Source organism: Halorubrum distributum JCM 13561 (assembly GCF_000337395.1).
Taxonomy (GTDB): Archaea; Halobacteriota; Halobacteria; order Halobacteriales; family Haloferacaceae; genus Halorubrum; species Halorubrum distributum.
The window spans coordinates 62,321-83,439 of sequence record NZ_AOJF01000038.1; the positions used below are offsets into that span (position 1 = coordinate 62,321).

The 21,119-nt window shown below is 72.1% G+C and carries 18 protein-coding genes; 8 read left to right on the forward strand and 10 right to left on the reverse strand.

The annotated features are described in order from the left end of the window. Positions 1–9 precede the first annotated feature (9 nt). Complete coding sequence (gene serA, locus C470_RS09030; protein WP_008366737.1) at positions 10–1,614, reverse strand: phosphoglycerate dehydrogenase; 1,605 nt, start codon at positions 1,612–1,614, stop codon at positions 10–12. A gap of 170 nt (positions 1,615–1,784) precedes the next feature. Here serA and C470_RS09035 point away from each other — a divergent pair, with 170 nt between their 5' ends. Both C470_RS09035 and C470_RS09040 read left to right on the forward strand, forming a co-directional pair. Continuing rightward, a complete protein-coding gene (locus C470_RS09035; protein WP_008366739.1) occupies positions 1,785–3,086 on the forward strand; it encodes a hemolysin family protein in 1,302 nt (433 codons plus the stop codon). A 112-nt stretch (positions 3,087–3,198) separates the two neighbouring features. After that, positions 3,199–4,029 carry a DUF7504 family protein gene (locus C470_RS09040; RefSeq protein ID WP_004599270.1) on the forward strand — a complete coding sequence of 277 codons (831 nt, stop codon included), beginning with the start codon at positions 3,199–3,201 and terminating at the stop codon, positions 4,027–4,029. Positions 4,030–4,128: 99 nt separating this feature from the next. On the opposite strand, the gene C470_RS09045 is transcribed toward C470_RS09040, so the two are convergent. From C470_RS09045 to C470_RS09055, 3 genes are all read right to left on the reverse strand, one after another. After that, the gene (locus tag C470_RS09045; RefSeq protein WP_008366742.1) at positions 4,129–5,589 is read right to left on the reverse strand and encodes a HEAT repeat domain-containing protein; all 1,461 of its coding nucleotides are present in this window, start codon (positions 5,587–5,589) and stop codon (positions 4,129–4,131) included. Positions 5,590–5,678: 89 nt separating this feature from the next. Beyond that, positions 5,679–6,254 carry an RNA 2',3'-cyclic phosphodiesterase gene (gene thpR / locus C470_RS09050; RefSeq protein ID WP_008366744.1) on the reverse strand — a complete coding sequence of 192 codons (576 nt, stop codon included), beginning with the start codon at positions 6,252–6,254 and terminating at the stop codon, positions 5,679–5,681. 318 nt (positions 6,255–6,572) lie between these two features. Continuing rightward, positions 6,573–8,339 carry an excinuclease ABC subunit C gene (locus C470_RS09055; protein ID WP_008366746.1) on the reverse strand — a complete coding sequence of 589 codons (1,767 nt, stop codon included), beginning with the start codon at positions 8,337–8,339 and terminating at the stop codon, positions 6,573–6,575. A gap of 182 nt (positions 8,340–8,521) precedes the next feature. Here C470_RS09055 and C470_RS09060 point away from each other — a divergent pair, with 182 nt between their 5' ends. The 3 genes from C470_RS09060 to C470_RS09070 all read left to right on the forward strand — a co-directional run bounded on the left by C470_RS09060 (position 8,522) and on the right by C470_RS09070 (position 11,882). After that, entirely contained in the window at positions 8,522–10,144 is a 1,623-nt protein-coding gene (locus C470_RS09060; RefSeq protein WP_004599274.1) for a methyl-accepting chemotaxis protein, read from the forward strand. Positions 10,145–10,265: 121 nt separating this feature from the next. Beyond that, the gene (locus C470_RS09065; protein ID WP_007345656.1) at positions 10,266–11,660 is read left to right on the forward strand and encodes a cytochrome P450; all 1,395 of its coding nucleotides are present in this window, start codon (positions 10,266–10,268) and stop codon (positions 11,658–11,660) included. Between the two features lie 3 nt (positions 11,661–11,663). Then, entirely contained in the window at positions 11,664–11,882 is a 219-nt protein-coding gene (locus C470_RS09070) for a hypothetical protein (RefSeq protein ID WP_008366748.1), read from the forward strand. A 477-nt stretch (positions 11,883–12,359) separates the two neighbouring features. Here C470_RS09070 and C470_RS09075 read toward each other — a convergent pair whose 3' ends face one another. The 3 genes from C470_RS09075 to mdh all read right to left on the reverse strand — a co-directional run bounded on the left by C470_RS09075 (position 12,360) and on the right by mdh (position 14,097). Then, positions 12,360–12,914 carry a 2'-5' RNA ligase family protein gene (locus tag C470_RS09075; RefSeq protein ID WP_008366750.1) on the reverse strand — a complete coding sequence of 185 codons (555 nt, stop codon included), beginning with the start codon at positions 12,912–12,914 and terminating at the stop codon, positions 12,360–12,362. Positions 12,915–12,927: 13 nt separating this feature from the next. Then, entirely contained in the window at positions 12,928–13,116 is a 189-nt protein-coding gene (locus tag C470_RS09080; protein WP_004599278.1) for a DUF7554 family protein, read from the reverse strand. Positions 13,117–13,182: 66 nt separating this feature from the next. After that, complete coding sequence (mdh, locus tag C470_RS09085) at positions 13,183–14,097, reverse strand: malate dehydrogenase (RefSeq protein WP_008366751.1); 915 nt, start codon at positions 14,095–14,097, stop codon at positions 13,183–13,185. Between the two features lie 133 nt (positions 14,098–14,230). On the opposite strand from mdh, the gene C470_RS09090 reads away from it, so the two are divergent. From C470_RS09090 to C470_RS09100, 3 genes are all read left to right on the forward strand, one after another. Continuing rightward, a complete protein-coding gene (locus tag C470_RS09090; protein WP_008366753.1) occupies positions 14,231–14,824 on the forward strand; it encodes a DUF7474 family protein in 594 nt (197 codons plus the stop codon). Between the two features lie 35 nt (positions 14,825–14,859). Then, complete coding sequence (locus C470_RS09095) at positions 14,860–16,245, forward strand: MFS transporter (protein WP_193365836.1); 1,386 nt, start codon at positions 14,860–14,862, stop codon at positions 16,243–16,245. A 62-nt stretch (positions 16,246–16,307) separates the two neighbouring features. Next, entirely contained in the window at positions 16,308–18,110 is a 1,803-nt protein-coding gene (locus C470_RS09100; RefSeq protein ID WP_008366757.1) for a sensor histidine kinase, read from the forward strand. Positions 18,111–18,163: 53 nt separating this feature from the next. Here C470_RS09100 and C470_RS09105 read toward each other — a convergent pair whose 3' ends face one another. The 3 genes from C470_RS09105 to C470_RS09115 all read right to left on the reverse strand — a co-directional run bounded on the left by C470_RS09105 (position 18,164) and on the right by C470_RS09115 (position 20,918). Next, positions 18,164–18,907: a DNA polymerase sliding clamp gene (locus C470_RS09105; RefSeq protein WP_004599283.1), complete on the reverse strand. Its 744-nt coding sequence runs from the start codon at positions 18,905–18,907 to the stop codon at positions 18,164–18,166. 61 nt (positions 18,908–18,968) lie between these two features. After that, on the reverse strand, positions 18,969–19,361 hold the full coding sequence (locus C470_RS09110; RefSeq protein WP_008366758.1) for a hypothetical protein: 393 nt from the start codon (positions 19,359–19,361) through the stop codon (positions 18,969–18,971). A 138-nt stretch (positions 19,362–19,499) separates the two neighbouring features. Then, positions 19,500–20,918, reverse strand: a complete 1,419-nt coding sequence (locus tag C470_RS09115) for a phosphoglucomutase/phosphomannomutase family protein (protein WP_008366760.1) — start codon at positions 20,916–20,918, stop codon at positions 19,500–19,502. Positions 20,919–21,119 lie beyond the last annotated feature (201 nt).

Below are 21,119 nucleotides of genomic sequence, written 5' to 3' on the forward strand. Positions count from 1 at the left end.
CCGGGCGCGCTACTCGTCGGCGCGCCCGTCTGCGCCGTCCAGCGTGATCTCGGTGATCTCGACGACCCGATCGTCCGCGAGCAGCTCCTCGACCGCCGCGTCCGGGACGGCCGAGTCGAGGTTGTAGACGGTGAGCGCCTCCCCGCCCTGCGTCTCGCGGCCGTTGAACATCCCGGCGATGTTCACGTCGTGGTCGCCGAGGACGGTGCCGATGAGGCCGATGACGCCGGGCTCGTCGGTGTTGCGCGCGACGAGCATGTGGCCGTACGGGACCGCGTCGACACGGAACCCGTCGATCCGGACGATGCGGGCGTCCTCGCCCGCGAACAGCGTCCCCTCGACCGCGATCTCGTCGTCGCCGTTGCGGACGGTGACGCGGACGAGGCTCTGGAAGTCGTCGGTCTGTCGCGTCTTCGACTCGGTCACTTCGATGCCGCGCTCCTCCGCGAGCCGCGGCGCGTTCACCGCGTTCACCTGCCACTCCAGCGGCTCGAAGACGCCCTTCAGCGCGCTCGCGGTGACGAGGTCGACCTCCTCCGCGGCGATGTCGCCCTCGTAGGTGGCCTCCACCTCGGTGATACGGCCGTCGAGCAGCTGTGCGGCCACCTTTCCGGCGGTCTCGGCCACGTTGATGTACGGCTCGATCCGCGGGAACGCGCTCTCGTCGACGGAGGGCGCGTTGAGCGCGGTCAGGACGGGCTCGTCGTCGAACGCCGCGAGGACGGCCTCCGCGGTGTCGACCGCGACGTTCTCCTGGGCCGCCTCCGTCGAGGCGCCGAGGTGGGGGGTCACGACGATCTCCTCGACGTCGAGCAGCGGCGAGTCCTGCGGGAGCGGCTCCTCCGCGAAGGAGTCGAGCGCGGCGCCCGCGAGGACGCCGTCGTCGACCGCCTCGGCGAGCGCGCCCTCGTCGACGATGCCGCCGCGGGCGCAGTTGATGAGGTAGCCGCCCTCCAGCTGTGCCAGCTCGGCCTCGCCGATCATCCCCTCCGTCTCGGGGAGGAGCGGGGTGTGGATCGTCGCGAAGTCGCCGGCCGCGAGCGCGTCGTGGAGGTCCTCGACGAGCTCGGCGCCCATCCGGTCGGCGCGCTCCTCGGAGATGTACGGGTCGTAGACGACGAGGTCCATCCCGAGCGAGTCGAGGCGCTTGGCGACCTCCTGGCCGACGCGGCCGAGCCCGACGATGGTGAGCGTCTTGTTGTTCACCTCGGTGCCGAGGAACTCGCCTTTCGCCCACTCGCCGCCGACGAGGCGGCCGTGGGCCTGCGGGATCGAGCGCGCGACGGCGAACGTCATCGCGACGGTGTGCTCGGCGGCGGCGCGGACGTTCCCCTCGGGCGCGTTCGCGACGATGACGCCGTGGTCGGTGGCGGCCTCGATGTCGATGTTGTCGACGCCGATGCCGGCGCGGCCGACGATGACCAGCTCGGTCGCGGCCTCGAAGACGGCCTCGTTCACGTCGGTCCCGGACCGCACGATCAGCGCGTTCGCGTCGGCGACGGCGTCGAGCAACGCCTCCCCCTCGCTCTCGTAGTCGGTGACGACCTCGTGGCCGGCGTCTCTGAGTCGGTCCAACCCCGCGTCCGCGATGGGGTCGGTCACGAGTACCTTCATGTCGAAACGCACCCGCGGCGCGGGGTTAACGCTTTCCGAATCGCGCCGTTTTGCCGCCCGAACGGATCCGCGCTCGTGTGTATCGACCCCTCCGTTTCCGGTGGAGAATGCGCGTTCGTGGGTATCTGCGGCGTCGGTACTCCCTTTTATACCCGCCCGCATGTGACGGTATGGACCTCACGATCGCGTTCGTCGGCGTCGGCGCCATCCTCGCGCTGACCGCGGTGAGCGCCTTCTTCTCCAGTTCGGAACTCGCGGTGTTCTCCGTGCCGACCCACCGGATCGACTCGCTCGTCGCGACCGACGTCCCCGGCGCCCGGGCGCTGTCGGCGCTGCGCGACGACTCGCACCGCTTCCTCGTCACGGCCCTCGTGAGCAACAACGTCGCCAACATCGCCGCGGCGTCGGTCGCGACCGCGGTGTTCGTCCGGTTCGGCTTCTCCGGCGGCGAGGCGGCCACGGGGTCGACGCTCGTCACCTCGCTCTTCGTCATCGTCTTCGGCGAGATCGCGCCGAAGTCGTACGCGGTCGCCAACGCCGAGCGGCACGCGCTCCGCGTCTCGCGGATCGTCGTCGCGATCCAGCGCGTCCTCCGCCCCGTCCTGTACGTGTTCGAGGCGCTCTCCGGGGTCGTCAACCGCTTCACGGGGGGCGAGTCCGCGATCGAGTCGTACCTCACCCGCGAGGAGATCGCGACGCTCGTGCGGTCGGGCGAGGCCGCGGGCGCGCTCGACCCCGACGAGGGCGCGATGATCCGCGGCGTCCTCGATCTGGAGACCACGACCGTCGACGCGGTGATGGTCCCCCGGACCGACGTGGTCGCGCTCCCGCGGACGGCGACGCCGGCGGACGCGCTCTCGCGGGCCGCGAGCGAGGGCGTCACCCGGATGCCGGTGTACGGCGAGAACCGCGACGACGTGATCGGCGTCCTCGACGTCCGCGACGCGATCCGCGCCGAGGAGACGGGCGCCGACCTCGCGAGCGTCCTCAGCGAGCCGACGTTCGTCCCCGAGACGAAGCCGCTCGACGAGCTGTTCGCGGAGATGCGCGCGAGCGAGGCGCGGATGGTGATCGTCGTCGACGAACACGGCGCGGTCGTCGGGATCGCGACGCTGGAGGACCTCTTCGAGGAGGTGGTCGGCGAGCTGGTCGGGCGGTGGGAGACGGACGCCGTCGACGTGGTCGCGCCCGACGCCGCCGTGGTCCGCGGGTGGACGACGGTGGCCCACCTCAACGAGACGCTCGGGCTCGCGCTGCCCGCGGACGCGGGCGCCGAGACCGTCGCGGGCCTGATAACCAGACAGCTCGGCCGGCTGCCGTCCGAGGGCGACCGCGTCGCGGTCGGCGACGTCACGCTCGCCGTCACCGGTGCGACCGCGACGCGGGTCACTCGGGTCCGCGTGGAACACGCCGACGAGAACGGGTTCGCGTCGGGGGCGGTCGACGGCGACGGGTCGGTCGATTCCGCGTGACCGCCGTCGTCGCGCCCGTCGCGCCCGCCGAGCCCGCCGCGCGCGGCGGCCGGCCACACGTAACACAACATACATGTACTTCCGACGGGTCTCGTGAGGTACGTTCTCGACCATGGTGAGCCGCTGGGCGTGTGACCGGTGCGGGTTCGTCGCGTGGACGCGGGACCGGTCGGAGATGGCCGAGGTGACGGGCTCGCACCTGCTCGCGCACCACTCCGACGCCCTCTCGAAGTCGGACTTCCGCGTGAGTTGGGACTGTCCGTACTGCGCCACGGCCAAGACCGCCTACGACACTGACGGGGCCGTCGCCGAGTTCAAGACGCACCTCCACGAGCACGTGGCCGACCGGATCGCCGGCGGGGCTCACGTGGCGGACCTGGTGGGCTGGGACGGCGTCGTCCGCGTCGACGGGCCGGCCGCCGGCGACGAGGCCGACCCGCTCCGGGCGCATTTCCACGGCGCCGCGGGGCTGGCGGTGGCCGTGACTCCCACCCCGGAGCGGCTGGTGCGCGCGCTCGACGGGGCCCTCGACGCGTGGCCCCGGCGGACGGTTATCGTCTCGACCGGCGAGTACGACTTCGAGGCGACGCCCGACGTCGACTTCGAGGGACGCAACGCCGAAATCGTCGAGCTCGACCCGCGTCTCTCCCCGGACGAGGTCGGCGAGACGGTCTCGCGGATCCTCGACGCCAACCACGAGCCCGGCGAGCGCATCTCGCTGGAAGTGAGCGTCTTCCACCAGATCGTCGCCTCCTTCGACGTCGAACGGGCGGTGGCGTTCGTCCGCATGCTCGCCGCGCGCCTCGACGACGCGGGCGGCGCGTTACAGCTGTACGTCGACGCCGACGCGGACCCCAACGTCGCCACCGTCCTGAACTTCCTCGACGAGACGATCGACCTGCGGGTCGCGGTCGACGACGGCCGATTCGTCCGCCGGCCGTAACTCCCGGCTTCGCGCCGCCGCGGCGGCCGGTGCGGGCTCCGCCGGCGCGTCCGCGTCCGCGTCTGCGGACGCCCGGTCCCCCGCCGTCTCGTCGCTCGGTCACTCGCTGTAGCTCTCGGTGTAGTCCGCGGGCCAGCGGACGTAGACGTACTCCACGTGGCGGTCCGCGGCCGCCTCGACGACGGCCCGCTTGAACCGCCGCAACACCGCCCTGGCGCGCTCGCGGGCGCTCTCCGAGGCGGTCTCGTCGCTCGCGAGCGCGCGCAGCCGCCGCTCGACGTCGACGCCGAGCGGGGACTCGGTCGCGCCCTCTGAGGGCGCCTCCTCGGTCGCGGCCGCCGAGACGATCCGCGGCAGGTAGGCCGCGGCGAGGTCCGCCACCAGCCGGTCGCGGTGGTCGAGCGTGTCGATCAGCCACTCGACGGCCGCCGACCGGTCGGCCGCGTCCGGGTCGGCCGCTTCGAGGAGCTCGCAGTACAGCCACGCCGCGTACCGCCTCGTCTCGGCGTCGACGGCCTCTCGCGGCCGATCGGGCGCTCCTCCGCTCTTCCCGGTCCGGCCGGACGCGGTCCGCTCCGCGGCGACCGCCCGGAACACCGCGAGCAGGCCGTCGGTCTCGAACGGTCGCTCGGCGAGGAGGCGGTCGCGAACGTCGCCCGCGGGGACCGCCTCCGCCTCGGCGGTCACCGCGGCGACGGACCTCGCGGCCGCCCGGCTGACCGTCTCCGAGGGGTCGCGCAGCGACCCGATCAACACCCCGGTCGCGTCCCGCCGGTCGAGCGCATCAAGTCGGTCGACGACGGCGAGCCGGAGCCGCTCGCTGCCGCGACGCGCCGCGAGCGCCAGCAGTTCGACCGCGTCGTCGCTGTCCATCGCGACGAGCGCGTCGACCGCGGCGCCGCGCACGAGGTCGTTCGGTGCGTTCACCAGCGGTCGGATCGCCTCGACCGCCTCGCCGCCGACTCGCGCGTACCCCCTGACGGCCCGAGCGCGGACCCGAGCGTCGTCGTCGTCGAACGCCTCGCGGAGCCGGGGCGCGGCCCCCTCGCCGCCGACGGCCGACAGCCCGGTCGCGCCGAGCATCCGATACGCGGCCCGGTCGTGTTCCAGCCAGCGCGAGAACGTCTCGGCGACGCCGGGCCCTGCCGCCCGTGACCCGCTGCCCGCGCCGTTCGCCCCGCCTGCGCCGCCGCCCCGCCGCTCTGTGATCCGGCGCGCCAGCCGATCGACGTGGTCGTCGCCGTGGAAGTACAGCGACTCGATCGCCGCCGCGCGGACGGCCTCGTCGGGGTCGTCGAGCGCGGTCGAGAACAGCGCCTCGACGATCCGGCTCGCGTCGGCGCTCATCGAACTGGAGGGGTTGCCGAGCGCTTCGGCCGCCTCGCGTCGCGTCGACGCGTCGAACCGGCGGCCGAGCCGCGCCACCGCCGGGGAGCGACCCCCGTCCGTGCGCCCGCGGTCGGGAGGGCCGTCGCCGTCGCGCCCGGCACTGCCGTCGCGCCCGGCACGGCCGCTCTCCGTCGACCCCGCGCTTCCCACCGTTCGCGGCCCGTCGTCCATCTGTGAACCCCTCACCGATCCGGTACGTTAAACGTACGGCCGCGGCTATCAGCGGTGAGAATCTCACCGGCGGCGCGTGTCGGCTCGCCTCACCCGAGGTCGAACTCCCGGACGACGTCGTACTCGGGTCCCGACTCGGTCAGCGTCGATTTCACCAGTCGGATCTCGTCGACCGAGAGCGTCCCGACCTCGGGCCGCTCGGCGTCGAGCGCGTCGCGGACCGCCTCCGCGCCGGTCGCGTTCTCGACCCGGGCCAGCGTGACGTGCGGCGTGAACTCGTGGTCGGCGGGGTCGACGCCGAGCGCGGTCGTCTCCGCTTCGAGGGCCTCGTGGAGCGCGGTGAGCGCCTCGGCCCCGCTGTCGACGCCGGTCCAGACGACCGAGACGTACTCGCGGTTCGGGAAGACGCCGAGGCCGGCGACGGCGCATTTAAATGGGGCGACGCCGGCGCGGTCGACGGCGCGCTCGCCGGCCGCGATCACGTCGTCGACCGTCGGTTCGGTCTCGTCGTCGCGTCCGCCGACATCGCCGAGGAACTTCAGCGTCACGTGCGCCTGTTCGGGGTCGACCGGGTTGACGCCCGACGCGTCCGCGAATGGGGCCTGTGCCTCCGCGACGGCCGGCGCGAGGGAGTCCGGGAGGTCGACGGCGAAGAACGCGCGCATTACGGGTGAGGCGTTGTGGATGATGGTTTATAAATAGTTTATTACGGATCGGCGGTGAACACCGCCAAATCCCCAGCCACTTGCTTATAAATAAGTCACCGTGGATCGACCGCGAACACCTCCAAAGCCCCCGCCTCGCCGGCTGCCCCTTCGAGTCCCGCCCGACCGCAACCGCACCGCAGCCTCACGCCTCCCCAGCCTCGCCGTTCGCTCCGGGCTCCCTTCGGTCGCCCGTCGCTCACGGCGTCCCTCGCGCGTGCGACTCGCGGCCTCCGCTTCGCTCCGGCCGCTCGCCGGCACGCGCCACCGTGGACCTATTTATAAACGCTCGCGGAGCGTGTCGGCGGTCGCGTCCCCGACGCCGTCGACGTCGGTGAGGTCGTCTCGCGAGGCGTCGCGGACGTTCTCGACCGAGCCGAACCGCCGGAGCAGTCGTCGTCGGGTCTCGGGGCCGACGCCGGGCACGTCGTCGAGGACGGTCGCCACCTCGTCGCGGACGGTCTGGTGGTAGGAGACGGCGAAGCGGTGCGCCTCGTCGCGCACGCGCTGGAGCAGGTGGAGCTCTGGGGCGTCGTCGTCCCACCGCCGGGTGCCGGTCGGGGTGACGACCAGCTCCTCGGCCTTCGCGAGGGCGACGACGGGCACGTCCCAGCCCGTCTCCGCGAGCGCGTCGCGGGCGGCGCCCAGCTGTCCGTCGCCGCCGTCGATCAGGAGGAGGCCGGGGTCGGGGCGGTCGTCCCGCCCCTCGACCGCGCGCTCGGCGCGCCACCGGATCAGCTCCCGCATGTTCGCGTAGTCGTCGTTGCGCTCGGTGAGCTTCTTCCGGCGGTAGTCGGCCGTCTCGGCCGACCCGTCGACGAAGCACACGTCGGAGCCGACGACGGCGGTCCCCTGCGCGTGGCTCACGTCGAACCCCTCGATCCGCTCGGGGCGGTCGATCCCGAGGCGCTCGCCGAGCGCGCCCACGGGGTCGTCGCGCCCGCCGCGCTTCCGGGCGTTCTTCAGCGCCAGCTCGACGAGCTTCGCCTCGCGGCCGGCGCCCGGGACCCGGACCGCGACCCCCTCGCCCTCCAGCCAGTCGACCACGTCCGAGTCCGCGGGGCGCTCCGCGAGGAGGACCGCGTCCGGGAACTCCCGCTCGGCGTAGTACTGCGCGAGGAACGCCGCGAGGACGGCCGCGGGGGTGTTGGCGTCGGCGGACGAGGAGCCGCCGTCCACGTCCTCCACCGCCGCGGCGTCGAGTCGGTGCCGGCTCCGGTCGACGAGCTGGCCGCGCTCGCTGTGGAGCCGGGCCACGCGGGCCGTGTCGCCCTCGACCGCGGCCGCCAGCACGTCGACGGTGCGGTCGTCGCTCCGGTCGCTGACGGCCTCGCCGCCCTCGCCGTGGAACGCCTCGACGGCCTCGAGGCGGTCGCGGAGGTTCGCGGCGCGCTCGAACTCGTTCGCCTCCGCCGCGGCCTCCATCCGGCGGCGCAGGGGGTCCGCGAGGACGCCGGTCTCTCCCTCGAAGAAGCGCCGTGCGGCGGCGACGTCTTCGGCGTATTCTTCGGGGGAGATCTCGCCGGTGCACGGCGCCGAGCAGATCCCCATCTCGTAGTCGAGGCAGGGGCGGTCGCGCCCCTCGTACTTGTGGTCCGAGCAGCCGCGGAGGCCGTACACATCCCGCACCGCCTTCACCACGGTCTCGACGCGGCCAACGTCGGTGAACGGGCCGTACGCGACCGCGCCCGCCTCGGGGTCGCGGGTCACTTCGATTCTGGGTACCTCGTGGTCCGAGAAGGCGACCAGGGGGTACGACTTGTCGTCCTTCAGCCGGACGTTGTACCGCGGCCGCAGCCGCTTGATGAGGTTCGCCTCCAGCAGCAGCGCCTGCGTCTCCGTGTCGGTGACCGCGAACTCGATCCGGTCGGCGCGCTCGACCATCCCGCGGATGCGCCCCGAGCGCGGGTCCGCGTACGACCGCACCCGGTCGCGGAGGTCGAGCGCCTTCCCGACGTACAGCGTCGTCTCGCCCGCCCGGAACTGGTAGACCCCCGGCTCCGTCGGGAGGTCTCGGGCCCGCTCGCGCACCGCGTCGGCGTCCATCGGTCTCGGATCGCCGTAGCCGCCCGACGCCATTGAACGCTGCGGGCCCGGCGCTCTCGACTCGCCGCCGCGGGCCGTCCCCGCTGCGGGCCGTCCCCGCCGCCGCCCGGCCCCTCTGATTATCAAACTCGAATACCGGGACGTGCGGTTTATGATGACGGTTGGGAGACGGTGACGTAGACATGACGGGACTTCGCGAGCGTCTGCGGCGGCTACTCGGACGGGGGACCGACTCTCGGTCTGTCCCCGACGGGGGCGTCGTCGTCGAGAACGGACCCGACTCCGCCGGATCGGCCGGCGGGACACCGACTGACGCCGCCGACCAGACCGGCGACCACACGTTCACCGACGCCGACGGCGTGAACCGCGCGGCGACGCTCGCGGGCGCCGGCTTCCAGCAGGTGTTCAACGCCACCAGCGTCCCGACGTTCATCCTCGACTGCGAGGGGAACGTCGCGGAGTGGAACGAGGCGATCGCGTCGCTCACCGGCGTCGAGCGCGAGGAGGCGGTCGGTCACGACCACGTCTCGGAGCTGTTCTACCCCGACGGCCGCCGAGCCGACACGCTCGCCGACAAGGTGCTCGACGTGCCGGACACCGCCGACGAGGTCCACGGCGTCGAGCGTCGCGAGGCCGGCCGCAACCGCTACCGCGACACCAGCACGATGGTCGACCGCCACGGCGACGAGCGGCACATCGAGTTCACCGCGACCGCGATGTACGACGAGGAGACCGGAGAGCTCGTCGGCGTGACCGAGGTCGTCGTCGACCGGACGGAGAACGTGAACCAGCGCGACGCCACGGGCGAGCTGGTCGCCGAGGTCCGGGAGACCGCGGAGGCGATCGGCGAGGGGAACCTCGACGCCCGCGCGAGCCGCCGCGACTCCTTCGAGCACCTCAGCGCCGACCTGGTCCGCGTCATCGACGTCGTCAATCAGATGGCCGAGAACCTCGACCAGCTCTCCTCGGGGGTCCACGAGAAGGCGCGCGACCTCGACGAGACCGTCGAGGAGGCGAGCGCCGCGGCCGCCGACATCGCCGAGAACGTCGACGAGCAGAACGAGCTCCTCGAAGAGAGCGTCTCCGAGATGCAGTCCTTCTCCGCGGGGATGGAGGAGGTCGCCGCGACGGCCGACGAGGTCGACTCCGCCGCGGTCGCGGCGGCCGACGCCGCCGACGAGGGGCTCGACGCGAGCGAGGACGCCCGCGAGGCGACCGAGGACGTCGTCGAGATCGGCGACGAGCTCGTCGAGAGCGTCGGCGCGCTCTCCGAGCGCATGGACGACATCGAGGAGGTCATCGAGGTCATCTCCGACGTGGCCGAGCAGACGAACCTGCTCGCCCTCAACGCCAACATCGAGGCCGCCCGCGCCGGCGAGGGCGGCGACGGCTTCGCGGTCGTCGCCGAGGAGGTCAAGAAGCTCGCCGACGAGACCCGCGGCTACACCGAGGAGATCACTGAGAGCCTCGACAAGCTGCAGGCACAGTCCGCGGAGACCACGACCGCCGTCGAGCGCTCCCACGACCGCATCGAGGACGCGGGCACCGAGATCGAGACGGTCCTCGACTCGCTGGAGGAGATCGCCGACGCCGTCGACGAGGCGGCCGCGGGCGTCGCCGAGGTCGCGCGCACCACCGACGACCAGGCCGCGACCGTCGAGGAGCTCACCTCGTCGCTGGAGGCGGTGCGCGAGCGCTCCGACCGCACCGAGGACGCGACCGAGCGCATCGTCGACGCCACCGACGACCAGGAGGCGGCCGTCGACGAGCTGATCGCCCGGGTCGAGCAGCTCGACGCGCGGTAACGCTCCGACGCTCCGCGCTTGCCGCGCTCCGACGCCCCCGATCCCGTCCGGTTTCCTTCCTTTCTCGCGCTTCGTTCTCCCCCTGCCGAACGTTTAACCCCGCTCAACCCCCAGAAATCGTATGTCCGTTACCCCGCCCGGACCGCTGGGCGACCCCCTGTTCGGCAACGGTCGCCAGTTCGCTGACGACCCGTTCGGCTTCCTGCGCGCCTGCGCCGACAGCTACGGCGACGTGGTGCGGCTCGACCTCGGCCCGAGAGAGACGTACCTGCTCACGAACCCCGCCGACGTCGAGCGCGTGCTCGTCGCCGACGCCGAGCGCTACCGGAAGCCCCAGTTCGGCGACGACGCGATGGACACGCTGCTCGGCGACGGCCTCCTCATGAGCGAGGGCGAGACGTGGCAGCGCCAGCGGAAGCTGGCGAACCCCGCGTTCCACAACCGCCGCATCGGCGCGCTCGCCGGCGTGATGGCCGACCACGCCGAGTCGCACGTCGCCGACTGGGAGGACGGCGACGTCGTCGACCTCCAGCTGGAGCTGGCGCGGCTCACCGTGAAGATCATCGTCACGGCGATGTTCGGCGCCGACATCGACGACGAGGAGGTGAAGACGGTCCAGGAGAACCTCGAACCGCTCGGCGCCCGGTTCGAGCCCGACCCCCGCCGGTACCTGATCCCGGACTGGCTGCCGACCCGCGAGAACCGCGAGTTCGACGCCGCCATCGACACGCTCGAATCGGTGATCGACGGCATCGTCGAGCGCCGCCGCGGCACGGAGCGCGACCCGAGCGTCGACCCCGCCGGCCCGGACGGGACCGGCGTCCGCGGCCCGCCCGGGGACCCCGACGCCGACCTCCCGATGGACCTGCTCTCCGTCCTGCTCCGCGCCCGCGACCGCGGCGAGCAGACCGACGAGAACCTCCGCGACGAGCTGGTGACGATGCTGCTCGCCGGCCACGACACCACCGCGCTCGCGCTCACCTACGCCTTCTACCTCCTCTCGAACCATCCCGAGGCCCGCGAGCGGGTCGAGGGCGAGGCCGAGGAAGCCGTGAGCGGCGGGTCCCTGACCGCGGGCGCCGTCCGCGACATGGACTACACCGAGCGCGTCCTCAACGAGTCGATGCGGCTCTACCCGCCCGTCTACACCCTGTTCCGCGAGCCGAAGCTCGACGTGAAACTGGGGGGCTACCGGATCCCCGAGGGGTCGGCGTTGATGGTCTCCCAGTGGGTGATCCACCGGTCCGAGCGCTGGTACGACGACCCCGAGGCGTTCGACCCCGACCGCTGGACGCCCGAGCGCCGGAGCCAACGGCCCCGGTTCGCCTACTTCCCGTTCGGCGGCGGCCCGCGCCACTGTATCGGGAAGGCGTTCTCGCTGCTCGAGGCGAAGATCATCCTCGCGACCGTCTGCTCGCGGTTCGAACTCGACTACGAGGGGCCGAGCCTCGCCCTGCGCGGGTCGCTGACGATGCACCCGAACCACCCGGTGCCGATGCGGATCCGCGAGCGCTGAGGGATGACCGGCGCCGACGAAAGGGCGACAGCGGACGCGCCCGACGGCGGGGCCGACGCGTACTGCGCCCGCTGCGGCGAACCGCTCTCGAAGGGCCTCGTCGCGGGCCAGCAGCGCGCCTGCTGTCTCAACGCGACTCCCATCGCCGGCGTCTGCCCGACCCACGGGCCGGTGGGGCCGCATCACGCGGTCGAGGAGCCTAACGGGGTCGACGACGCGTAGTCGGTCGCGGCCGTCGCTCATTTATATACAGTACCCTTGTCCGGTCGGCGCGTGCCTCCGAGCGTCCGAAGGACGCGAGGAGCACGCGCGAGGGAGTCAGCCGGCCGGAGCGANATTTATATACAGTACCCTTGTCCGGTCGGCGCGTGCCTCCGAGCGTCCGAAGGACGCGAGGAGCACGCGCGAGGGAGTCAGCCGGCCGGAGCGAAGCGGAGGCCGGCTGACGAGGCTGGGGAGGTGTGAGGCGCGGTTGCGGTGTGGGGTGGAGTGGGACTCAAAGGGGCAGCCGCGAGGACGAAGCACACCGACGTAAGCACTGGAAGGAGCGAGCGAAGCGAGCGACTGAAGCGCGCAGCGAGGTGCGCGAGTTCTCGCGGCTGGGGCTTTGAAGGTGGTCGCGGCTGATCCGCTATCAGTTATTTATAACCGATCGGCTGGGGCTTTGGAGGTAGTCGCCGACACCCCGAAATCGATCACTTATAAATCGACGCTCGCCGCGACCTCCCGGAACTCCGGGTCCCACACGTCGAGCGCGTGGACCCGCCACCGGACCGGCTCGAACTCGGCGTCGACGAGGTCGGCGACGACGCCCGGTCCCGGATTCCCGCCGCGCGCCAGGGTGACGTGCGGCACGTAGTCGTCGCCCTCGATCCCCTCGACCGCGCCGAACGCGTCACAGAGCCGCCGGTGAACCCGAACCAGCTCGTCGCTCTCGACGGCCAAGTACACCACCGGCCGCGACCCCGACCGCGGCGCGTCGAAGACGTCGACGCCGGTCACGGCGACCTCGAAGGGCTCGACCGCGGCGAGGGGGCGGCGAAGTCGCTCGCGCAGGCGGTCGACGGCCTCCTGTCGGGGCGGAGGGCCTCGCTCGCCGGTCTCTTCGTCTCCGTCTCGCACGTCTCCGACCCCGAACCGCTTACAGACGAGCGTGCGCCGCTCGCGCACCCTGTCGAACCCCGTTCGTTTCGGGTGGAGATCGGTCGCGAGCCGGTCCACCGCGGGCGGCAGCGGGACGTTGAGGCTGAACACGTCGCCGCCCGCCTCAGATCCGATCGGTGAGGTGCAAGGCGATCAGGACGACGAGCGCGACCCCGATCAGCGTCGGGATGGCGTCGAGCAGCCAGAAGGCGATATCGAGGACGGCCCCGACGATCTCCAGGAGAAGCCACACGACGACGAGCAGCAGCACGACCTTCAGGAGGTCGTCGGTGTCGATCTCGGCGCGGTTCATGCTCCGAGGAGCGCGCGGCAGCGGTAAAAATCCGGTGGCTGGCGGCGATCGATTCCGAGAGGCGCCCTACGCGATCTTCTCGTACTGCTCGGAGAGCTTCTCTGCGGCCTCGTCGAGCAGCTCCGACTCGTACTCGTCGAGGTCCCACTCGACGACCTCCTCGACGCCGTTCGAGCCCAGCTTCGCGGGCACGCCGAGCGCGGTGTCCTCGTACCCGTACTCGCCGTCGAGCACGACGGAGCAGGGGAGCACCTCGCCGGTGTCGTTGAGGATCGCCTCGACGGTGTGCGCGACGCCGGTCGCGGGCCCCCACTGCGTGGCGCCCTTCCGGCTGATCACGTCCATCGCGGACTCCTGGAGGTCCGCGAGGATCTCCTCCTTCTCGTCGGCGTCGAACGACGGGTCGCGGCCGTCGACGCGGACCTTCGAGAAGACGGGCGCCTGCGCGTCGCCGTGCTCGCCGAGGATCGTCGCCTCGACGTTCTTGACGGGCGCGTCGAAGCGCTCGGAGAGGACGTAGCGGAAGCGCGCGGAGTCGAGCCGGCCGCCGAAGCCGACCACCTTGTGGCGGTCGCGGTCGCCCGCCTCGTACAGGTGGCGGTTGAGCAGGTCCACCGGGTTCGACGTGGTGACCGTGACGAAGTCGTCGTTGTGCTCGGCGATGGAGGCGCCGATGTCCTCCATGATCGGCGCGTTGTCGCCGGCCAGATCGATGCGGGTCTGGCCCTCCTTGCGCGGGATGCCGGCCGTGATGACGACGACGTCCGAGCCGGCGGTGTCCGCGTACTCGCCCTGCCGGACGGTCGTGTTCGAGTCGTAGGCGACGCCGTGGTTCGCGTCGGCGGCCTGGCCGATCGTCGTCTCGCGCTGGTCCGGGATGTCGACGAAGACGAGCTCGTCGACCACGTCGCGTAACGCGAGGTTGTAGCCGGCCGCGGCTCCGACGGTCCCCGCCGCACCGATGACACTCACTTTTGTCATACCGTGTGAAGTCGCGGTCGGGCGGCGAGTAAACGTTTCGGAACCCCCACGAACGTCCGTGCCGATCCCGGCGCGTCGCTCCCGGCGAACCGTCGCGAAAACCCTAACTCCGGCGGCCGCACACACCCATCCAGTGCCGACGTTCCGCTACCCGTGTCCCGGCTGTCGGACGACGAACAGCCTTCACGACGCCGACTGCGAGTTCGAGGGCGTGAGCTGGCCGACCGTCGAGAAGGCGTACACGGACCTCCTGTCGGTGCTGTCCGCGGAGCCCGACGGGCTCTCGGAGGCGGCGCTGCGGGACGCGATTCCGGCGGACTGGGGCGGGCTCCACAAGGCCGCGCTCGGGGCGCTCCGACGCGACCAGCGCGTCGTCGAGGACGGCGACCGCCTCCGCCTGCTCACCGCCGCGGAGTTCAAGGAGCGCGTCTCCGAGCCGACCCGCGAGCCGATGCGCACCGTCTACGAGCACGGCTCCGTCCCCGGCTGCCACGACAACGCCGTCTTCGCGATGGTGGCGTGGTACGAGATGGTCGGGCTCTCGTGGCCCGAGACCCGGGAGAACGTGATCGAGTGGCTCCGCGAATCCGGCGCGTGGGACCGCGGCGGCTTCGAGGAGTCGACGCCCGAAGAGCTCGTCGACGCCAAGCGCCACGTGTACGAGGAGGGGTACGGCTGGAAGGAGAAGGGACAGGCCGCGAAACGCGTCATCGAGCGGCACCTGTAGCGCCCGTTTAAGTCTCCGCGCGACGTCTCGCCACCGTGACGCATCCGGAGTCCGGGGCCGTGTCGACCGGGGACGATCCCGAGGCCGATGGAGGCCCCGACCGATCCCCGGCCGTCGCCAACCCCCGCCGCGCGCTCGCGGTCGTGATCGGCGTCGTGTTCATCGACCTGGTCGGCTTCGGGATCGTGATCCCCATCCTCCCCTTCTACGTCAGGTCCTTCGGCGTCAGCGACGCGTTCATCGGGCTGCTCGCGGCCTCGTACTCGCTCGCGCAGTTCCTCGCGGCGCCCACGCTCGGCCGGCTCTCCGACCGGATCGGGCGCCGGCCGGTCCTCCTCGCGTCGCTCGCGACCGCGGGGGTCGCGTGGGTGACGTTCGGCTACGCCGGGGCCGCGGGGGCGCGCTTCGGCCCCGTCGCCGCGCTCGCGGTGCTTTTCGCCTCCCGGACGCTCGCGGGCGCGATGGGCGGCAACATCGCCGCCGCGCAGGCGTACGTCGCCGACATCACGCCCCGCGACCGGCGGGCGGGCGCGCTCGGCCTCGTCGGCGCCTCGTTCGCGCTCGGGTTCGTCTTCGGCCCGGCGATCGGCGGCCTCCTCGCCGCCGACGCGGTGGTGTCCCGCGCCGACGCCCTCTTCCCGGCGTTCGTCCCGGCCACCGCCTACTCCCTCCCGAGCTTCGCGGCGGCGGGGATGAGCCTCCTCGCGGTCCTCGTCGGGTTCGCCTTCCTCGAAGAGCCCACCCGGACGCGTCCGGCGGGCGACGCGGAGGGGTCCCGCGGCCGCCGGACGACCGCGATCGGCCAGTTCCGCGACGCGCTCGCCTCCGCGTCGCTCCGGCCGCTGACGGTCGCGTACTTCGTCGTCGCCGTCGCGTTCGCGGGCGTTCAGGTGATGTTCATCCCGTACGTCGCGGACGCGTTCGGCTACGACGCGACGGCCGCGGCGTTCCTCCTCACCTACGTCGGCGTCCTCGGCGCGGTCAACCAGGGCGTCCTCGTCGGGCGGCTCTCGCGGGTCGTCCCCTCGCGGACGCTCGTCGCCGTCGGATCGGTCGTCCTCGGCGTCGCGCTCGCGGCGATCCCCGCGACCGGCCTCGTCGACCGGGTCGCGGGCGGCGTCGCCCTCGGCGGCCCGGGGTGGCTCACGCTCCCGCTGGTCGCGCTGCTCGCCGCGCTCGCGGCGCTCTCGCTCGGCAACGCCCTCGTCAACGTCTCGCTGGCGACGCTCGTCTCCGCCTCGGCCGACGACGCCGACCAGGGGGCCGCGTTCGGCGTGACCCAGGGCGCGTCCAGCCTCGGCCGGACCGTCGGGCCGCCGCTGATGGCGGTGCTGTACACGGTCGCCGTCGCGTCGCCGTTCCTGATCGGCGCGCTGCTGCTCGCGCCCGTGGCGGTCGCGTTCGCCCGGTCCGCCGACTGAGCGCGGGCGGGCGCCGCCGCCCGCGACAGTTTTACCTCGCGGCTCGCCCTCGGGACCGACACATGTTCGACGCCGTCCCCGCGTGGCCGGTCGCCGGTTCGTTCGCGGGCGGCGCGGGCGCGGTCCTGCTCGCGTGGGCGATCCGCGAACGCCGCGGTCGCCCCGGGGTCGACTGGTTCCTCGCGGTGTTCGCCGCGCAGGCGACGTGGTGTTTCGCCTACGGGACCGGGCTGCTCGTGGCCGACCCGGCCCTCCGTGCCCTGCTCGAAACGGCGACGTGGCTCGGCATCATCTGGACCGGCGTGACCTTCCTCGGCTTCGCCTTGGAGTACACCGGCCGGAGCGACGTCGTCCGGAGCCGCCTGTTCGCGACGATCGTTGGGTTCGGCCTCCTCTCGACGACTCTGCTGGTCACGAACTCCCTCCACGGCGCCTTCTGGACCGACTTCGGACCCGACCCGGCCTTCGGCGTCGAGACCGTCTCCTACGCGCTCGGGCCGTGGGCGTACCTCACCGTCGCCGCGGAGACCGTCCTCGTGGCCAGCGCGGTGTTCCTCCTCGTCGACACCCTCCTGAGCTACGGGCCCCTCTACCGCCGGGAGAGCGCCGCGGTCGCGCTGAGCCCCATTCCGCCGGGGTTCGCCCTGGTCGCGTGGGCGCTGTCGCTCGGTCCGGTCCCGCAGCTCCAGCTCGCGCCGATCATGTTCGTCCCGCACGTCCTGCTCGACGCGTACGCGTTCGACCGCGCGGAGATGTTCGAACGGAACCCGACGACCAGCCGCGCCGCCGAGCGCACCGCAATCGACGACCTGCGGGACCCCATCGTCGCGCTCGGGCTGGACCACCGCGTCGTCCGGCTCAACCCCGCGGCCGAGGCGGTGTTGGGCGTCGGCGCAGAGACCGCTCGCGACCGGCCGCTCGCCGACTTCCTCGACCTGCCGGTCGGAGTCGACGAGGCGGAGACGGGGGCGTCGGACGGCGACGCCGACCCCGACGACGGCGCCTCCCGCGAGACGGTCCGGATCGACGCGGCCGACGCCGCCGGCCGCCGCACGTACGCGGTGTCCGTCTCCCGGCTGACCGACCCCAACGAAACGCACGTGGGGTACACGGTCGTCCTCTCCGACGTCACCGAGCGCGAGCGCCGCCGCCAGCAGCTGGAGGTGCTCAACCGAATCCTGCGCCACAACCTCCGCAACGACGCCGGCGTCGTCCACGGCTACGGCGAGATCCTTCGCGACCGCCTCGAGGACCCGGAGCTCGTTCGGATGGCCGACGCCGTCGAGCGCCGGGCGGGCGCGCTGGCCGCGCTCGGCGAGAAGGCCGGCACCGTCGAGCGGCTGCTCGCCGAGAGCGATCCAGCGGAGACGGACGTCCGCGACCTCCTGAAATCGGTCGTCGCGGACGCCCGAGACGACGCGGCGACGGTCGAACTCGTCGTCGAGGGGGGTGCGGAGGGTGACTCCGACTGGACCACGCGCGTCAGGCCCGCCGCGCTCCGCGCGGTCGTCGAGAACACCGTGGAGAACGCCGTCGACCACCACGACGGCGAGGGCGTCGAGCGCGAGGACGGCGGGGCGTGGGTACGGGTCGCGCTCCGCAGGGAGGGAGGCAACGCTGAGCGGGAGGCTGACGGCGACGCCCGCTTCGTCCTCACCGTCGAGGACGACGGCCCCGGCATCCCGGACCACGAGGTCGACGCCGTCGAGTCCGGACGCGAGACCGCCCTCGAACACGGCTCGGGGCTGGGGCTCTGGGTCGTCGCGTGGGGCGCCGCCGCCGTCGGCGCCGACGTGGAGTACGCGGAGCGGGAACCGCGAGGGACGCGGGTGGCGGTGTCAATTCCGGTGGTCGCGGCGGAGTAAACCGAGAGAAGTTAAGATTACTTATAATTCCAAACGTCCCGAATTTGCGTTCTTCAGTCGCTCTGAATCCGAGGAGCTAACATGAATGTCACATTTCCAAGTCCCTCTGCGAAGCCGTAGTGGAGCTTGACGGGGAACTCCTCGCCGAGCTCGACGGTGACCTCGGCGTCGGAGGGGATCGCCTTGTTCATGTCCTTCAGGTAGTCGAGGCTGAACAGCGAGTCGGCGGGGCCGGCGGTGAGCGCGATGAGGTCCTCGCGGTCGAGCTTGAGGTTCACGTCGTCGGTGTCGCCCTCGGCCTCGATGAAGAACGCCTCGTCGGTCTCGTCGACGCGGAGGCGGATGTGGTCGGAGACCATGTCGGCGGCCTTGATCCCGCGGTCGAGCTGCGCGCCCTCGACGACGATCTCGGAGGCGAGATCGAGGTCCGGGATGTCCGGCTCCTGGCGGATCGAGTCGGGGTCGATGAGCGCGAGGGTGTACGAGAGGCCGTCGATCTCGATGTGGAGCTTGCGGGTCTCCTCGTCGAGTTCGAGGTGGATCAGGTCGCCGGAGTTGGCCATGCCGGCGATGTCCTCCAGCCGGGCGAGGTTGACGCCGATGACGCCGCCGTCGGCGTCGTAGGACTCGAACGCGGCCGCCTCCAGCGTGAGGTCGACCATGCCGACGTTGGCGGGGTCGACGGCGCGAATGGAGAGCTCCTCCTCGTTCAGGCGGATCTTACACTCGTCGACCAACACGCTCACCGAATCGAGCGCGTCCTGAAACGTCGACGCGCCCACGATGGCCTTGAACATATACGTTCAGCTTGGGCGGTATCACCTAAAAAGGCACCCGATCGGAGCGGCGACCGACCGCTCACAGCGACCGGACGAGGCGGGCGACGACGACCGCGAGCGTGACGACGGTCCGCCACAGTCGGAGCCGTTCGAGCCGGTATTCGCGGGCCTCGGATTCGTCCGACTCGTCGCTCTCGCCGTCCGGTTCGCGGTCGCGTTCGCAGGCCGCGTCGCGGTCGGACCGGTCGGGCGGCGGGCGGGTGGCGCGGTCCGGTTCCTCACGCGGGTCCCGGCCGGGCGTCGCCGGCTCGCGGGACGGGTCGGAGGGGTCGCGGTCGGAGGGGTCGCGGTCGGAGGGGTCGCGGTCGGAGTGATCGCGGCTCGGCGGCTCGCCCCGAGCGGTTTCGCCGCGCTCGGTCGGCTTCGGTTCCGCGTCGGTGCCGTCGGGGGCCGGCAGTGGCTCGTCGATCATGTTGGCTCTCGGCCGGGGGAGGCCGTACGCGACGATACGGGGTTAATTTATAAATAAACGAGCCGAACGCAAGGCGAAACTGAAACTCGTCCGGGCGGGCGGGTTCCGACCGGTCAGTTCCCGCCGTTCGTACCGGCCTCAGATCAGCGGTTCGACGAGGTCGCGGCCCTCGGCGAGTAGTTCGTCGACCGCCTCGTCGCTGTCGGACTCGGCGTACACTCGCAGCTTCGGCTCGGTGCCCGAGGGCCGGACGAGAAGCCACGAGCCGTTCTCTAAGAGCAGTTTAAACCCGTCGAGGGTGACGACTTTCGCGACGGGAGAGCCGCGGACGGACTCCGGAATGTGGTCCTCGAGCTCGTCGAGGACCTCCGCCTTCCGGTCGTCGGGGCAGTCGAGCGACACCTTCCCGGCCGCGATGTGTCCGTGTTCGTCCAGCAGGCGGTCGACGCGCGCGTCGAACGGCTCGGCGGCGTGCGTCGCGGCCGCGAGCAGCGCCATCAGGACGCCGTCCTTCTCGCGGACGTGGCCGCGGAGGGTGAACCCGCCCGACTCCTCGCCGCCGAACAGCGCGTCGTGCTCGCCCATCGCCTCGGCGACCCACTTGAAGCCGACCGGGGTCTCGTACACCGCTTCGCCGTGCGCCTCGGCGATGCGGTCGACGAGGAACGTCGTCGAGACCGTCCGAACCGCGGGGCCGGAGTCGGTCTCCAAGAGGCGGTCGTAGCAGGCCGCGTAGAAGAGGTTCGCGTCGAGGACGCCGCGCTCGGGCGTGACGACCGCGATCCGGTCGGCGTCGCCGTCGTTGGCGACCCCGAGGTCCACGTCGCTTTCGGGGTCGGTGACGCGCTCGGCCAGTCCTTCGAGGTGTTCCGCCGAGGGCTCCGGGGAGTCGCCGCCGAACGTCACGTCGCGCTCGCAGCGCAGGCGGACGACCTCGGCCCCGGCGGATTCGAGGAGCGCGTCGGTGACGCCGCGTCCGCTCCCGTGCATCGCGTCGTACGCGACCGTGAGCCCGGAGAGGTCGACCGCACCGCCGTCGCCCCCGGTCCCGCTCCCGGCGACGCGCCCGACGACCTCGCGGGCCGCGTCGGCGTGGTCGCTCACGAGGTCGACGCGCTCGACCTCGCCGCGCTCGGCCTCGGGCAGGAGGTCGGGCTCCGCGAGCCGGTCGACGACGTCCTCGGTCACGTCGGGAAGCGCGGGCGCGCCGTCGTGGGGGATGAACTTCACGCCGTTGTACTCGGGCGGGTTGTGAGAGGCCGTGACCATACACGCGCCGGCGAGCCCGCGGTTGACGATGGCGTACGCGATGACGGGCGTCGGCGCGTCGCGCTCGGGGAGGAGCACGTCGAAGCCGTTGCCGGCGAGCACCTCGGCGAGGCTCTCGGCGAACCCCTCCGAGGTCTCGCGGGCGTCGTACCCCACGGCGACCGGCTCGTCGCGGCCCGCCGCGTCGAGGTGGTCCGCGACCGCCTGTCCCACGATCCGCACGCGCTCGTCGGTGAAAGTGTCGAGCGTCGCCCGCCAGCCGTCCGTGCCGAAGGAGATCTGATCCATGTCGGCCACGTCGGCGGCGGGGACAATAATGCCCGGTGTCGGTCGCGAGGCTTGCGCAGGCAAGCCGCCACCTGCTATTTATAAATGAACCGCGGCGGCGCGTGCCTGCGAGCGGCCGCCATCGGCGGCCGCGAGNAGGGAGGCCGACGAGGCTGGGGAGGCGTGAGGCGCGGGGCGGTGCCGTGCGGGGCGGGACTCAAA

What these genes read in the sequence shown, in the direction of transcription:
- thpR (WP_008366744.1), bottom strand. Translation starts at nt 6,254, where the DNA reads ATGCGCGCGTTCTTCGCCGTCGACCTCCCGGACTCCCTCGCGCCGGCC.
- C470_RS09070 (WP_008366748.1), top strand. Translation starts at nt 11,664, where the DNA reads ATGACCGGCGCCGACGAAAGGGCGACAGCGGACGCGCCCGACGGCGGG.
- C470_RS09105 (WP_004599283.1), bottom strand. Translation starts at nt 18,907, where the DNA reads ATGTTCAAGGCCATCGTGGGCGCGTCGACGTTTCAGGACGCGCTCGAT.
- C470_RS09040 (WP_004599270.1), top strand. Translation starts at nt 3,199, where the DNA reads ATGGTGAGCCGCTGGGCGTGTGACCGGTGCGGGTTCGTCGCGTGGACG.
- mdh (WP_008366751.1), bottom strand. Translation starts at nt 14,097, where the DNA reads ATGACAAAAGTGAGTGTCATCGGTGCGGCGGGGACCGTCGGAGCCGCG.
- C470_RS09115 (WP_008366760.1), bottom strand. Translation starts at nt 20,918, where the DNA reads ATGGATCAGATCTCCTTCGGCACGGACGGCTGGCGGGCGACGCTCGAC.
- C470_RS09055 (WP_008366746.1), bottom strand. Translation starts at nt 8,339, where the DNA reads ATGGACGCCGACGCGGTGCGCGAGCGGGCCCGAGACCTCCCGACGGAG.
- C470_RS09065 (WP_007345656.1), top strand. Translation starts at nt 10,266, where the DNA reads ATGTCCGTTACCCCGCCCGGACCGCTGGGCGACCCCCTGTTCGGCAAC.
- C470_RS09035 (WP_008366739.1), top strand. Translation starts at nt 1,785, where the DNA reads ATGGACCTCACGATCGCGTTCGTCGGCGTCGGCGCCATCCTCGCGCTG.
- C470_RS09080 (WP_004599278.1), bottom strand. Translation starts at nt 13,116, where the DNA reads ATGAACCGCGCCGAGATCGACACCGACGACCTCCTGAAGGTCGTGCTG.
- C470_RS09100 (WP_008366757.1), top strand. Translation starts at nt 16,308, where the DNA reads ATGTTCGACGCCGTCCCCGCGTGGCCGGTCGCCGGTTCGTTCGCGGGC.
- C470_RS09060 (WP_004599274.1), top strand. Translation starts at nt 8,522, where the DNA reads ATGACGGGACTTCGCGAGCGTCTGCGGCGGCTACTCGGACGGGGGACC.
- serA (WP_008366737.1), bottom strand. Translation starts at nt 1,614, where the DNA reads ATGAAGGTACTCGTGACCGACCCCATCGCGGACGCGGGGTTGGACCGA.
- C470_RS09045 (WP_008366742.1), bottom strand. Translation starts at nt 5,589, where the DNA reads ATGGACGACGGGCCGCGAACGGTGGGAAGCGCGGGGTCGACGGAGAGC.
- C470_RS09110 (WP_008366758.1), bottom strand. Translation starts at nt 19,361, where the DNA reads ATGATCGACGAGCCACTGCCGGCCCCCGACGGCACCGACGCGGAACCG.